Below are 15,441 nucleotides of genomic sequence, written 5' to 3' on the forward strand. Positions count from 1 at the left end.
CTTCTTTAATGCGTTAACGTCGGGCCCGATACAACCTGGGCGTCCTGCTTCAGGTGTTCCAGTTCATCAATTAATTCGAGCAACTCCGGTTCAATATGATCAAAATCGCGTGACTGTTTTAATGCAGTTTCCAGTGTTTCGGCGAGGTTTTTAAGTGTCGGTACGCCCGTGTAGCAGCAGGCTCCGTGGAATTTGTGGATCACGGTCAGCAGTGTTTGAGTGTCTTCCTGCTGCGCCGATTCATTCAGCAGACCAAGCGTCTCTGGTACACTTTGCAACAACATATCCAGCATCTCCAGTGCCAGCTCAGGCTTATTTCCAGCGCGTTGCAGGGCAAGTTCCCAATCCAGTAAGTGACTCTCAAAGGGAGCTATGCTGGCGACCTGGGGCTGTTGTGCTTTTTGTTTTTCCGGCGGCAATGACGGACTGTAGTCACAAATAATCTGACGCAGCATGTCTTCATCGATGGGCTTAGTCATATAGCCGTTGAAGCCATCTTTGATCAATTGCTCTTTTTCACCCGTGAGTGCGTGCGCCGTCACGGCAATGATAGGGGTATCATCATTTAAGGAGGATTCTTTAATGGTTCTGCATGCGGTGATGCCATCCATGATTGGCATCTGAATATCCATAAAGATCAGGTCATATTTTTGCGATTTGCATAAACTCACTGCTTGTGCGCCATTGTGAGCGGTATCTATGGTATCGACCTGCTCTTCGAGTAACGTATAAAGTAGCTTTAAATTGGCATCATTATCATCGGCTATCAGCACTTTGAGCGGCAGGTGTGCAAAGTCTGTGTCGTCAATCGATACGCTTGGGTGATCTAAACGGTAAGGTGCTGCCAGCATGTCGCACAGTTTTCTGTGGTGCATAGGTTTGCTGATACAGGCATCGGCCCCGCTACCAATTAAGGACTCGCGCATATTATGAGAGATGGTATTAACCATCAGGTAAAGGTAATCAGCCATTTCTCTGGCCTGAGTAATATAGGCCTTAACCGTTTGCATATCATCTACAGTTGCCATATTACCGATCAAACAGATGTCATATTTAAACTCCTGCTCCAGAGCCTTGAAGAATGTTTCTTCATTCTTACAGCAAGTCACCTGCATTGCCCAATCCTCAAGCTGAGCCTGAACCGCATTGCGGGTGTGCTCTTGCGGCTCAAAGTAAAGCACGCGCTTGTTTTCCAGGGGCTTAGTAGGCAGGTCGTCGTCAAACAAGCGGCTTGGCAGATTAAAAATGGCGTTAAAGGTAAAACACGAGCCATTGCCCGGCGCAGAGTTTAGTGTAATGCGGCCACTCATGGCTTCCACGATATGTTTGGTGATGATTAGACCCAGGCCTGTACCGCCAAACTTGCGGGTGATACTGGAATCAGCCTGAGCAAAAGGGGTAAACAGGGTGTCCTGCTTTTCCTGTGCAATACCCAGTCCGGTATCACTGACCGAAATAAGCAGTGATGTCTGGCTGTCACCTTTTAATCTGTGGCTGATATCGACTTTGACCGAGCCTTTCTCGGTGAACTTGATGGCATTGCTGATCAGGTTAATCAGCACCTGTTTAAAGCGTGTCGGGTCTCCAACCAGGTTGTCCGGGACCTGGCGGTTAATGGCAATCGACAGCTCCAGTTGCTTCTCATAAGCACTTGGAGCAAGCAGTGTCATTACTTCATTTACCGCATCCCTGAGCTGGAACTGAATACTCTCAAGCTCCATGGCACCGGCTTCCAGTTTAGAGAAATCTAGTATGTCACTGATGATGGTCAGCAAGCTGTTAGCCGATAACTCTATCGTATCCAGATAGTCTTTCTGGTGCTTGTTAAGGGGAGTTTTATAGAGTTGCCGGGTGAAACCAATTACGCCATTTAGCGGGGTTCTTAATTCATGACTCATCTTGGCAAGGAAGTCTGATTTAACCCGGTTGGCTACCTGTGCTTCTTTTTTGGCGATATTAAGCTGAATATTCTGGGTCTCGTACTGCTCCAGAGTTTCACGGTAATCACAGGTAGCCTGATCTATGTGTTTTTGCATTTCATCGCGCTGCAGCACCATTTTTTCGCTGATGGTGATGAGGCCCTCACGGAGCAAGTCAAATTCCCCTTGCATGGGTTGATCTACGCCGATTTTGGTTTTGCCCTCGAGCAGTTTATCCGTTGCCAGTAACAGATGAGAAAGGGGGGTGGAGAACATTCTGCTGAGTCGGGTCGACACAAAGGCACTGAGTAACAAGGCCACCATAATGATAGCGCCACTGAATAGCAGGGCTTGTTGCTGCCCAATGATCGCCTGATCTTTACTGAGCTCAATCATGAGCACTGCGGTGGTACGTGTGTGGGCATTTTGCCAGTCAGCAGCGGGCTGTTGCTGTAGCTTAACGGGTGCAAAAATTATGTATCTGTCTAAATGTTGCACGATTTCAGTGGCGTGTAACTCAGTGACATTGCCGCGATAATGCAGTTGGTCAAAGTCGTTGTGATAGTTGCTGGTCAGCAGTAGTTGATTATCTTCATTGAACAGCGCGATGCTATTGACGAAGTTGCCATGCTGATTGTGGGTGGTGGTGATCACCCGATGCAACCTGGCTTTATCTCGTTCTGCCAGGGGCTGCTCTACCGTCATTGCCAGAGTATTGGCCAGACTGGTACCTTGTTGCTTGAGGATTTGTTCAAGCTCAACGTAACGATTTATAGTAAAATAACCGCCAAGTACCAGGCCGATTAACACCGTTGGGATCAGGGTCAACACTAATACGCTGTCGCGCAAACTCAATTTAGACATAAATTGGATGTAAAACAGTAAGTAGTCTGAGTCCTAGAGTATCGAGTTAACAGGTGTTTAGCAATCTTATAGGGGCGGCAATATGGCACAAATTTTTCGTGCTGGAAAATCTTCTAAACAACGTAGTAAACAAGCTGAAACAATCGAGCTGACCATCGACTCGCTGGATCATCAGGGGCGGGGGGTGTGCAGACATCAGGGTAAAGTCGGTTTTGTAGACGGCGCACTGGCCTCAGAGCGGATCAAAGCACGCATTAGCACGCAAAAAAGTCGAATTTTCGAAGCGTATACCACGAAAGTGCTTGAACCAAGTGTGGAACGGACTACGCCTTTTTGCCAATACTATCAGCAATGTGGTGGCTGTTCATTACAGCATCTTGATGCCAGTGCTCAGTTGGTGCACAAACAGCAGGCGGTTTCGGCCTTATTTGACAAATTTGCCAAGGCAACAGAACTGCCCTGGTTGCCACCTCTGGCAGGGCCCGAGCGTCACTATCGCCGGGCGGGGCGTATTGCCTGTATTTATGACAAGCAAAATAACCTGGTCAGGTTAGGTTTTCGTGCTGCCGGGTCAAAGAAAATTATTGAAATTGACCACTGTGCGGTCATGGTCGATACCTTTGCTGGTGGCTTTGAGGCATTACGCCAGAGTTTAAATGCGCACCCAGAGCTGCGTAGTGTCAGTCATATCCAGTTTTGTGCGGCAGATAACGGCGCATTTGTGTTGTTGCGTCATACCCGTTCAATCAGCATCCAGGTGAAAGCGCAATTTGCAGAGCGCCTTGCTGCTCAGAACTGGGAGTTTGTCTGGGATGACGGTAAGTCGCAGCCTGAGTATGCGTCATTGCCGGCTTATGAAAGCGCCGGGGTGACCTTTGAGTTTAAACTCGATAACTTTATTCAGGTTAACCGCGATATCAATGAACAAATGCTTCACAGGGCGTTGGACTGGCTTGAACTCACTGGCGACGAGCAAGTATTGGATCTGTTTTGTGGAATTGGTAATTTCTCTTTATTGCTGGCAAAACATGCAAACAAGGTGGTCGCAGTCGAAGGAGTCGCGGCGTCGGTTGCAATGGCACGACAAAATGCGCACACTAACCACATCGACACGGTTAGTTTTCATCAGTTTGACCTCACTCAGCCACTGACCGAAGCCAATTGGTTTCACTCGTCGCTGGATGTATTAGTGCTGGACCCTTCACGTACTGGTGCATATGAAGTTTTACGCCAGTTACCGTTGACGCAATTTAAACGGGTTTTATATGTGTCCTGCGATCCGGTGACTATGGCCAGAGATGCGGCGCTGTTACTGGAAGCTGGCTTTGTGGTCGATAAAGTGTGTTTAATGAATATGTTCCCGCACACTGGACATATAGAAACCATGGCGTTGTTTCAAAGGAGGTAGTCATATGGTTGCGACTCGCCAGTCTCATCAATCCGGTCTTCCGGCAGACTTTCATGCCCGGCTTGCACTGCTTAACTTATCGCAGGAAAAACGAGACCGGCTGGATCAGGTCTATGCCTTGTGTCCGGAAGAAGAAGCGACAACGACCCTGGCCAAAGCCATAGAGATGGTAGAGATCCTGGCGGAACTGAATTTCGATTCAGAGTCACTGGCCGGTGCTTTCCTGACGCCCTACTTTTTATCCGGTCAGGTAGAAATCGATGCCATTGAACAAGCACAAGGCGAGAATGTCGCCTTGCTGCTCAAAGGGGTTGAGCAAATGGCGTCGATCAGCACTTTGGCACACCAAGGCAAAGGCAGCCTGCAAATAGACAAAATCAGGCGTATGCTATTGGCCATGGTGGAAGATGTTCGTGCTGTGGTGATCAAGCTGGCAGAGCAGATCTGTTATCTGCGGGCCGTTAAAAATGCTTCTGAGGAAGAGCGAGTGGTGGCAGCTAAAGCCACAGCCAATATTTTTGCGCCACTGGCGAACCGCCTGGGGATCGGACAGCTCAAATGGGAGCTTGAAGATCTCTCTTTTCGTTATTTACACCCGAAAACCTACAAGAGTATTGCCAAGCAGCTGTCGGATAAGCGCCTGGACCGTGAAGCCTATATGGCTAATATGGTCGACCTGGTGCAGAGTAAGCTCAAAGAGGCGGGCATTGAGGCCGAAGTGTATGGCCGCCCCAAACACATTTACAGCATCTATAAAAAAATGATGCAGAAGAATTATGAATTCGATCAGCTCTTTGATATCCGCGCGATGCGGGTGGTGGTCAATGAAATTCAGGATTGCTACGGCGCACTTGGCATAGTACACACCAATTGGCGTCATCTGCATAAAGAATTTGACGACTATGTTGCCACACCAAAGCAGAACGGTTATCAGTCTATCCACACAGTGGTGTTTGGTCCTGAAGGCAAAACGGTTGAGATCCAGATCCGCACGCAAGCAATGCATCAGGATGCTGAGCTGGGCGTAGCAGCGCACTGGATGTATAAAGAAGGGGCTTTGCCGGGTCGAGGATCTGGGTATGAGCAAAAGATCAGCTGGCTGAGAAAACTGCTGCAATGGCAAGAAGAGGTCGTTGACGGCAGCGAGCTGGCCGAAGAGCTCAAAAACCAGGTTGTAGAAGACCGGGTGTATGTTTTTACCCCCAAAGGCGATATTTTTGATTTGCCATTAGGGGCGACACCACTGGACTTTGCCTACTACATTCATTCCAATGTTGGACATCGCTGTATCGGTGCCAAGGTATTTGGCAAAATCGTGCCCTTTACCCATAAGTTATCAACCGGCGATCAGGTTGAGATACTGACTCAGAAAAACCCCTCACCCAGTCGAGACTGGCTCAGCCCTTCACTGGGTTATGTGCACTCATCCAGAGCACGCAGCAAGATCCATCACTGGTTTAAGCAACAAGACAGAGATAAAAATTTGCAGGCTGGTAAAGAGATCCTCGATGGCCACTTGCAAAAGCTGGATTTAACATACAAAGACCTGGACTCAGCTATTGAGCGCTTTAACTTTAAAGAGCTCGACGATTTGATGGTGGCCATTGGTGCAGGTGATATCCGCATCAATCAGTTCCTGAATTATGTTCAGGACAAGCCAGACCCTATGCCTAAGCTTAAAATGAGTGCGCCGAAAAAGCACAAAGGCGATAGCAATGGCATTGTGGTTGAAGGCGTTGGTAACCTGATGAGTCATGTAGCCAAATGTTGTCAGCCTGTCCCTGGTGATGAGATTGTTGGTTACATTACCCAGGGGCGGGGCATTGCTGTGCATCGCGCTGACTGTGATTCCTTTGCGCATATATGCGAGCAGCATCCGGAGCGGGAAATTGCGGTTAGCTGGTCAGATGAAGTACGTGCCTGTTATGCGGTCACCTTGCATATTGAAGCTAACGATCGTCACGGTCTGATCCGTGATATCAGCTCGGTACTGGCCAATGAAAAACTCAATGTGATGAATATGAACGTCAATACTCATGATGATAAGCACATCGCTATTTTCACTATGAAGCTGGAAGTAGGCGACTTGTCTGCCATGAACCGCTTACTGACTAAGCTTATGCAAATAGAGGGTGTGTTTGAAGCCAGGAGACAACACTGAGTATGAGTGCCTCATTACAGCAACTACTTGAGATCATGGCGACCCTGCGCGACCCACAAAAGGGTTGTGCCTGGGATCAACAGCAAACCTTTGAAACCATAGTGCCGCATACTCTGGAAGAAGCCTATGAGGTGGCCGACAGCATAGAGCAGCGAGACTTTGTCGGGCTTAAAGATGAACTGGGCGATTTATTGTTTCAGGTGATTTTTTATGCTCAGTTGGGCAAAGAGGCCGGGCTTTTTGAGTTTGACGACATAGTAAAAGGGCTTAATGATAAGCTGGTACGCCGCCATCCCCATGTCTTTGAAGCACCGGATAGCACTTTGAGCGATGCTGAATTAAATGCGCAGTGGCAGGCCATCAAAGATAAGGAGCGCAGTGCAAAGCCTGTCCGCTTTGGCGACGATGTACCACTGAATTTACCAGCCTTATCCCGCGCTGCGAAAATTCAAAAGCGTGCTGCCTGTTTAGGGTTTGACTGGCCAAGCTATCATGGCGCAATGGATAAAGTCGCAGAGGAAGTGGCCGAAGTCAGTGAGGCACTCAGTCATGACCCTGACTCTGAGCACAGTGCGGAGGAGCTCGGCGATCTGCTGTTTGCTACGGTGAATGTGGCACGCCATATCAAACGTGATCCAGAGCAGCTTTTGCGCCGTGCCAGTGACAAATTTATCGCCCGCTTTAGTGACATCGAGGGCATTCTGGCGGAGCGGGAAATCGCCTTGTCGGACGCTAGTCTGGCGCAAATGGATGAGGCCTGGGAAGAAGTCAAACGACGTCAACGTTCAGGTGAGAATAATTAAAGGGGGTGATTTTTCGCTGGATTGCCCTTTGTGCTTTTGCTATACTATTGCCCCGTCTTGATTCTTATTTAAATTCCATTTTTCCTGATATTCTAGGGTTCGCATGAGTACAAAATTTATCTTCGTAACGGGCGGAGTTGTTTCCTCCTTGGGTAAAGGTATTGCAGCTGCTTCATTGGCTGCGATATTAGAAGCGCGTGGTTTAAACGTCACTATCCTTAAGCTGGATCCTTATATCAATGTTGACCCTGGCACGATGAGCCCGATCCAACATGGTGAAGTCTTTGTGACGGAAGACGGCGCAGAAACTGACCTGGACTTAGGTCACTACGAGCGTTTCATTCGCACCAAAATGACCAGCCGCAACAACTTCACGCAGGGTCGTGTTTTTGAAGATGTACTGCGTCGCGAGCGTAAAGGTGAATACCTGGGCGCGACCATTCAGGTAATCCCACACATCACCAACGACATTAAACGTCGTGTATTGGAAGGTGCTGAAGGCCATGATATCGCGATTGTCGAGATCGGTGGTACTGTAGGTGACATTGAGTCACAACCTTTCCTTGAAGCTATCCGTCAGCTGGGTACAGAGCTGGGCCGTGAGCATGCTTTATTTATGCATCTGACCTTAGTACCTTTCCTTGGTGCTGCAGGCGAAGTAAAAACCAAGCCAACTCAGCACTCAGTGAAAGAGCTGCGTTCAATTGGTATTCAGCCTGATATTCTGGTGTGTCGTTCAAACTGTAAATTACCAGCTAATGAGCGTGCCAAGATTGCGCTATTCACTAACGTGGAAGAGAAAGCGGTAATCTCATTGCAGGACGTAGACAGCATCTACAAAATCCCGGCACTGCTTAAATCACAGGAACTGGATGACCTGGTTTGTCGTCGTTTCTACCTGGATGTACCAGAAGCAGACTTGTCTGAATGGGAACAGGTGTTATATCAGGAATCAAATCCAACGGGTGAAGTGACCATTGGTATGGTTGGCAAATACATTGAATTGCCAGACGCATACAAGTCAGTAAACGAAGCGCTTAAGCATGCTGGTCTGAAGAATCGAGTGACTGTAAATATCGAGTATGTCGATTCACAGGATATCGAGAGCAAAGGTACTGAACTACTGGACCACCTCGACGCAATTTTGGTACCGGGCGGCTTTGGTAACCGGGGTGTTGAAGGTAAGATTTTGGCGGCCAAATATGCCCGTGAAAACAAGGTGCCTTATCTGGGTATCTGTTTAGGTATGCAGGTTGCGTTGATTGAATACGCGCGCAACGTAGCGGGCCTTGAAGGTGCTAACTCAACTGAGTTCGATGCTAAGTCTCCACATCCTGTAGTTGGCCTGATCACTGAGTGGTTAGATGCAGATGGTAACGTTGAGACCCGAACTGAAGAGTCAGACTTGGGCGGCACGATGCGCCTTGGAGCACAGCTGTGTCACCTTAAAGAAGGCTCAAAAGTACGCGACGTATACGGCAATGCCGAGATCACTGAGCGCCACCGTCATCGCTACGAGGTAAACAACCACTACGTTGAGCGCCTTGAGCAGGCTGGTCTTGCCTTCACTGGTCTGTCGGAAGACAAGAAACTGGTAGAGATCATCGAAAACAAAGATCACCCCTGGTTTATTGCGGCTCAGTTCCACCCTGAGTTTACGTCAACGCCGCGTGACGGCCACCCTCTATTCGAAGGGTTCGTTGCAGCTGCGTTCAGCTACCAAAAAGCTGATTCTTAATGATGAAAAGCCGTGCCTCAGTGCACGGCTTTTTTAATCGCCAAAGTAATACCAATTTGCTTAATTAAGTGTTCTATTTTGAGGCGAGAAAATAGGGTCGATGACAAAGCAAAAATCTTGCTATTTAGTTGGTCTAAATGAGAAATTTTTAACGCCGTTAGCGTCATATTTACTCCTTCAAATTGACCAGGTATTAAGTAAAATTGGTATACCACCGTATTGCTATGTAACTGCAACAAGCGGGTATATAGCAATGCGAAAGCAGACACACAACACACTCACTACTTTGGGAAAAGAGGAATCAAGATGTCAAAAATCGTAAAAGTGATTGGCCGTGAAGTTATGGACTCACGTGGTAACCCTACCGTTGAAGCCGATGTTCATTTAGAGTCGGGCGCATGGGGCCGCGCATGTGCACCATCAGGTGCATCAACAGGAACTCGCGAAGCACTTGAATTACGTGACGGAGATAAAGCTCGTTACCTGGGTAAAGGTGTACTGACCGCGGTAAACTATGTTAACAACGAAATCGCAGCAGCCCTGAACGGACACAATGCCCTTGAACAACGTGCAATTGACCAGCTGATGCTGGACTTAGACGGCACTGAAAACAAAGAAAAGCTGGGTGCCAACGCGATTCTGGCTGTGTCTTTAGCAACGGCTAAAGCGGCAGCACAAGAAAAAGGCGTCGCACTGTACGAGCACATTGCAGACATCAACGGTACAGCTGGCCAGTACTCTATGCCTGTACCTATGATGAACATCCTGAACGGCGGCGAACACGCTGACAACAACGTTGATATTCAGGAGTTCATGGTTCAGCCAGTGGGTGCGAAAAGCTTCCGTGAAGCACTGCGCATGGGCGCAGAAATCTTCCACAGCCTGAAGAAAGTATTGAAATCACGCGGCCTCAACACCGCGGTAGGTGATGAAGGTGGTTTTGCACCAGATCTTAAGTCAAACGAAGAAGCGCTGGAAGTGATCGTTGAAGCGGTTGCAGCAGCGGGCTATGAAATGAACAAAGACGTGACATTGGCACTGGATTGTGCGGCGTCTGAGTTCTACAAAGATGGCAAATACGACCTGCAGGGCGAAGGTAAAGCGTTCGACTCTGAAGGCTTTGCTGGCTTCCTGGCAGATTTGGCTGCACGTTACCCAATCGTGTCTATCGAAGATGGTCTGGACGAAAGCGACTGGGCTGGCTGGAAGATCCTGACAGATAAGATCGGTGACAAAGTACAGCTGGTGGGTGACGACCTGTTCGTTACTAACACTAAGATCCTTAAGCGTGGTATCGATGAGCAAATCGGTAACTCTATCCTGATCAAGTTCAATCAAATTGGTTCACTGTCTGAAACTCTGGACGCAATCAAGATGGCACAGGACGCAGGCTTCACTGCGGTTATCTCTCACCGCTCAGGCGAAACAGAAGACGCAACCATCGCTGATTTAGCTGTGGGTACCGCTGCTGGTCAAATCAAGACTGGCTCATTGTGTCGTTCTGACCGTGTTGCTAAGTACAACCAGTTGCTACGTATCGAAGAAGCGCTGGGCGACAAGGCTGTCTATAAAGGTCGCAGCGAGATCAAAGGTCAGTAATCTAAATAATCTGACTGAAAAAGCCGCGTAATTAACGCGGCTTTTTTGTGTCTGCCTCTGAGTTACCCCACAAACTGCTCGGCCAGGATACCCTGAGTAAACTGCATTTTCAGATAAAACCCGCGGGGCAGGGTTTTTATGAGTTTGCCCTGTGGGCCAATGGCATCGGTCAGGGCTTTACTGTTGGCGGCTTTCGGCCTAATCTGCATGACCTCGCCCAGCTTGCCACTGATCTCATCCACACGCCCCAGTGCAATTAATTCAATCTGTTCTTCCCAGTCACGCTGTAACTGGTATTCCTGGAGTTTATTGGGTTGCCAGAGAAATCCCGTGCCGATAGTTCTATTCACAGGGGGAATATCCCGCTCGGCTAAAATAGGTAGCCATAAGACATGATTCAGTTTTTTCTTAACGGTGCTGTCTTGCCAGCGTAATCCAGTCAGGTTAGTCAGTGGTACCACAGACACATAAGTGGTTTCGAGCGGTTTTCCATTATACCCAATGGGTAAGGTCTTTAGCTCGACACCAATAAACTCAAAGTCAGGCACGGGTTTCGAGCCTGCGCTGGCGCCAAGCACATATTCAATCAGCTGACCTGGCCAGCCTTTTTCGCGGTTTAAGTCCTGAGGGGTCTTAAAATGAAACTGCGCGGCTACCTCTCCCAGAGTTTGTCCGGCAATGGCATCAACACGAGTCATGAGTTCAGCAATTGAGCGTGGGGGAGTGGGCTTTTGCACGGTCTGGCTCTCTTTGTTTTGGTGGTGGTGTATGGTACCAAAATCAAATCATCGATGTGGATTAAAATATCTTTGTGTGTTTTTTGAACGCTCTCGTTGTGGGTTACTCTTTAAGCTGTGACTTTATCGGTTTACCTTATTAATATTATGATTTATATGAGGTTTTTAAATTTCAGGCAATAAGGGGGTGACGTAAAAACAACCATGCCTTGGATAAATACAAGTATATAAACATAATTATCCACAGATTCTGTGGAGAAAATACCAAATTCACCATGAGATTGTGGATTTGTTTGTAAAATCATCATGAATAATTAAACTTATGCACAAGTTGTGGGTAAGTTGCGTAAAAGCAGGAATTAAATTTGCCCAGTGCCCTGAGTTGTGGAACAATCAAATTCATATAAAAAAGTATACGAGGCACTTAAGGTGATTGATGCCGAAGGATTTCGTGCCAATGTAGGTATTGTTATTTGTAACAATCAGGGGCAGGTATTTTGGGCGCGCCGCTATGGTCAGCATTCATGGCAGTTTCCGCAAGGTGGTGTGGATGAAGGAGAAACGCCAGAACAAACCATGTACCGAGAACTGCATGAAGAAGTTGGATTGCGGCCGGAAGATGTAGAAATCGTTGCAAGCTCAAAACATTGGTTACGCTATAAATTGCCAAAGCGACTGATCCGCAAAGATTCAAGCCCAGTCTGTATTGGCCAAAAGCAAAAGTGGTTTCTACTGAAACTCAAGTGCAAAGATGAAGATGTAGACTTAATGCGGACTCATCACCCCGAATTTGATGATTGGCGCTGGGTAAGTTATTGGTACCCGGTACGTCAGGTGGTCTCATTTAAACGCGATGTGTATCGCCGGGTAATGAAAGAGTTTGCGCCGTTTGCAATGCCGTTCAACCGCAAAGAGCATTCGCATAAAGATCACTGGCGACGCCGTTAAACGACAAATTAGCAGCACGTACCCGGGCTGCACAAAGGTTCGAAAAAACAGAAAGAGTAAATGAGCAGTACAGAGCGATTTCTACCAATTTAGGAGTCAGGTGTGTTAGCAACATTACGGACTATCGCAGAGGTAGTCTCACAGCAGGATAACCTCGAAACGGCTTTATCTCGCTTTGTGATGATGGTAAAGGAAGCAATGCACACTGAGTGTTGTTCCGTTTATTTTGCCGATTATAGTCAGGATAACTTTGTACTGATGGCCAGCGATGGCCTCAACCCGGATGCTGTCGGGCAATTTCGGGTTGGCTTCACCGAAGGGCTTGTTGGGCTGGTTGCTCAGCGAGAAGAGCCCATCAATATTGCCCATGCACAAAGTCACCCCAGGTTTAAGCTGCATGCAGAAGTGCACGAGGAAGGCTATAACGCCTTTTTGTCAGTGCCGGTTGTGCACCAGCGCAAAGTACTGGGCGTGATCGTTGTTCAGCAGCGTGAAGAGCGGGTCTTTAGCCACGATGAAGAGTCTTTTTTAATTACGCTGTCCGCGCAGCTGGCCTCTCAGCTTGCACAGGTTGAGTTACAGTCGGTGCTCAAGCAGGATGCGTCCAGTCACAAAACATCGGTACTCAAAGGTGTGGCCAGTGCACCTGGTATTGCACTGGGTGAGGCCTTTGTGGTTATCCCCAAGCTAGACTTTGCCAGCATTGAATCTCAGCAATGTGAGCAAATCCATCAGCAGCGCCAGTTATTCCAGCAAGCGGTGGCCGCGACCCGACAAGAATTTCATGTATTAAAAAACACCCTCAGTGACTCTTTACCCAAAGAAGCCTTGGCTGTCTTCGAGGTGTATCAGCAATTACTGGATGCACGTAGTCTGGGGCAACGTGTAGAGCAAGAGCTGGAGCAGGGCTGGAATGCGAAATCAGCATTAAAGCATGTGATTGTGGAGTTGGTGACGCAATTTGAAGCTATGTCAGATCCATATATTCGGGAGCGAGCGGTTGATGTCAGAGATTTAGGGCTCAGAGTGCTACACCACCTGGTCAGCACGGAAAGCATGGTAAAAAGCTATCCGGACAATACCATTTTAATCGCCAATGAACTGACACCGGCGATGCTGGCCGAAGTACCTAAAGACAAACTCAAAGGGGTCATCAGTGTTCATGGCTCAGCGAATTCACATGCCTCTATTTTGACCCGGGCAATGGGTATCCCGGCTATCTGGGGGATTGAGGACATTCCCTTGCTGCAATTCGATGGCAAAGACATGATCCTCGACGCCTATGCTGGCCGTGTCTATATTTCGCCTTCTGATGTGCTGCGCAATGAATATTCTGCACTGAAGCTTAAAGAGGGTCAGCTGCACGATAAATTTGAAGCCGAGCATCATTTATCTTCCGTAACCGCTGATGGTGAACGGATAAGCCTGTTGCTTAATGCTGGCCTGGACTTGTCTACCGAGCACCTCAGTGCCAAATACTGTGATGGTGTGGGTTTGTATCGTACTGAAGCCTGGTTTATGCAGCGAGGTCAATTTCCTTCTCAGGCGGAACAGGAGAGTTGGTATCGGGACGTACTGGCCCGCTATCACCCTGAACCTGTGATTATGCGTACGCTGGATATTGGTGGTGATAAAGTCCTGGATTACTTTAATATCAGTGAAGATAACCCGTTTTTGGGTTGGCGAGGGATCAGGGTGACTCTGGACCATCCTGAGTTATTTTTAGATCAGCTCAAAGCCATGCTTAAAGCCAATGCGGGGTTAGGTAACCTGAGAATTATGTTGCCTATGGTCAGTCATACTGAAGAGGTCGACGAAGCGCTGGCACTGCTGGAACAGGCATACTTTGAATTACAGGAAGAATGGGCGGATCAGTTTTATACCATAGATAAGCCTGATATTGGCGTGATGCTGGAAGTGCCATCAAGTATCTTTTTACTGCCTGAGTGGGCCGAGAAGGTCGACTTTTGCTCGGTGGGCAGCAATGACCTGACCCAATATTTGTTGGCTGTTGACCGCGCTAATGCACAGGTAGCGGAACTGTTTGAGCCTTATCACCCAAGTGTCTTGCGCGTACTGAAAAAAATAGCCGACGATTGTCAGCAGCTAGAGCTGCCCTTCAGTTTATGTGGGGAGCTTGGCGGAGAGCCGGAAGGTGCTATTTTACTTGTTGCCATGGGATTTCGCCGCCTCAGTATGAATATTTCGTCTTTGAACAAAATAAAATGGACGTTACGTCGGTTGGCCGTCAAAGATATGGAAACCTTGCTTAATCAGTGCCTGATGGTATCCAGTGCCAAACAGGTTCATCGTCTGTTACGTGAGTTTCTGATAGCGCATGGTCTGAGCGAGCTACTTTATACCAAAAGCGATACGGCCTGAACCGCGACTGGAGGCGCGTGCGCAGATACGCTACTATAACGCGCCCATAATAATAAGAGTGTCTGTATGACAATCAGTGTGTTACTCATTCTATGCTGTGCCTTACTTGGCTGTGTCGTCGGCTTTCTGGCCGGGTTACTCGGTATCGGCGGGGGGCTGATCATTGTACCTGTATTGTCGGCCATTCTGTTGTACTTCGATGTGCTGGAAAGTGACTATGTAATTGTTGTCGCGATAGCGACTTCACTGGCTTCAATCTTGTTTACCTCAACCTCTTCTGCGCTGGCACATCATCGTAATCACAATGTACCCTGGGATATCGCCCCCTGGGTAATGGCGGGCGTCGCGGTGGGGGCTTTGATCAGTGGCTTCATGGTCGCCCTTATCCCGGTGCACTGGGTAAAGTGGACGTTTGTCATTTCTGTGTTGTTAATCGCCGCTAAAATGGTATTCAGTTCACAATCAAATGCCCCTGAAAAGTCGCGTAGTTTGCCCTCCGGCCCTGTTTTGGCAAGCATCACGACCTTAATGGGCGCGTTGTCGGCCATGATTGGCATTGGCGGTGGGGTGTTAATTGTGCCGCTGCTCAGTTATTTTTCTGTCGATATGCGTAAAGCAATTGGCTGTGCCGCGGTTAGCGGCATCGTGATTGCGTTGTTTGGTTCCGTTGGTTATGTGGTCTCGGGGGGCCAGGCATTGAAATTGACAGATGGGTTTGCCGGTTTTGTGTATTTACCGGCGTTATTTGGTATTGTGCTGACTTCTTGGTTTGTCGCTCCTATCGGGGCCAAAGCAACGCACTATCTGCCAGTGCCTGTGATTAAGAAAGTGTTCGCGTTACTGCTCGTGGTGATTGCGGGAAAAATGTTATTTTATTGAGGG

Annotated in this window: 10 protein-coding genes; 8 read left to right on the forward strand and 2 right to left on the reverse strand. The window is 48.2% G+C overall.

Annotated features, from left to right (window positions below):
- Positions 1-5: 5 nt before the first annotated feature.
- Entirely contained in the window at positions 6-2,783 is a 2,778-nt protein-coding gene (gene barA, locus ELR70_RS09640; RefSeq protein ID WP_054017333.1) for a two-component sensor histidine kinase BarA, read from the reverse strand.
- A gap of 82 nt (positions 2,784-2,865) precedes the next feature.
- Between barA and rlmD the strand changes: the two genes are divergently transcribed.
- The 5 genes from rlmD (at position 2,866) to eno (ending at position 10,492) form a co-directional block, all read left to right on the forward strand.
- Entirely contained in the window at positions 2,866-4,191 is a 1,326-nt protein-coding gene (gene rlmD, locus ELR70_RS09645) for a 23S rRNA (uracil(1939)-C(5))-methyltransferase RlmD (protein ID WP_054017334.1), read from the forward strand.
- A 4-nt stretch (positions 4,192-4,195) separates the two neighbouring features.
- Positions 4,196-6,352 (forward strand): GTP diphosphokinase, encoded by a 2,157-nt coding sequence (relA, locus tag ELR70_RS09650; protein WP_054017335.1) that lies wholly within the window; start codon positions 4,196-4,198, stop codon positions 6,350-6,352.
- 2 nt (positions 6,353-6,354) lie between these two features.
- On the forward strand, positions 6,355-7,155 hold the full coding sequence (gene mazG, locus ELR70_RS09655) for a nucleoside triphosphate pyrophosphohydrolase (protein WP_054017336.1): 801 nt from the start codon (positions 6,355-6,357) through the stop codon (positions 7,153-7,155).
- A 103-nt stretch (positions 7,156-7,258) separates the two neighbouring features.
- Positions 7,259-8,893, forward strand: a complete 1,635-nt coding sequence (locus tag ELR70_RS09660; protein WP_054017337.1) for a CTP synthase — start codon at positions 7,259-7,261, stop codon at positions 8,891-8,893.
- Positions 8,894-9,199: 306 nt separating this feature from the next.
- Positions 9,200-10,492: a phosphopyruvate hydratase gene (gene eno / locus ELR70_RS09670; protein ID WP_054017338.1), complete on the forward strand. Its 1,293-nt coding sequence runs from the start codon at positions 9,200-9,202 to the stop codon at positions 10,490-10,492.
- 62 nt (positions 10,493-10,554) lie between these two features.
- On the opposite strand, the gene mutH is transcribed toward eno, so the two are convergent.
- On the reverse strand, positions 10,555-11,229 hold the full coding sequence (mutH, locus tag ELR70_RS09675; RefSeq protein WP_082353346.1) for a DNA mismatch repair endonuclease MutH: 675 nt from the start codon (positions 11,227-11,229) through the stop codon (positions 10,555-10,557).
- A 429-nt stretch (positions 11,230-11,658) separates the two neighbouring features.
- On the opposite strand from mutH, the gene rppH reads away from it, so the two are divergent.
- From rppH to ELR70_RS09690, 3 genes are all read left to right on the forward strand, one after another.
- Positions 11,659-12,177, forward strand: a complete 519-nt coding sequence (rppH, locus tag ELR70_RS09680; protein ID WP_054017354.1) for an RNA pyrophosphohydrolase — start codon at positions 11,659-11,661, stop codon at positions 12,175-12,177.
- A 102-nt stretch (positions 12,178-12,279) separates the two neighbouring features.
- On the forward strand, positions 12,280-14,559 hold the full coding sequence (gene ptsP, locus ELR70_RS09685) for a phosphoenolpyruvate--protein phosphotransferase (RefSeq protein WP_054017339.1): 2,280 nt from the start codon (positions 12,280-12,282) through the stop codon (positions 14,557-14,559).
- 66 nt (positions 14,560-14,625) lie between these two features.
- Positions 14,626-15,438 carry a sulfite exporter TauE/SafE family protein gene (locus tag ELR70_RS09690; protein WP_054017340.1) on the forward strand — a complete coding sequence of 271 codons (813 nt, stop codon included), beginning with the start codon at positions 14,626-14,628 and terminating at the stop codon, positions 15,436-15,438.
- Positions 15,439-15,441 lie beyond the last annotated feature (3 nt).

It is taken from the genome of Pseudoalteromonas sp. R3 (genome assembly GCF_004014715.1).
In the GTDB taxonomy this organism is placed as follows: domain Bacteria; phylum Pseudomonadota; class Gammaproteobacteria; order Enterobacterales; family Alteromonadaceae; genus Pseudoalteromonas.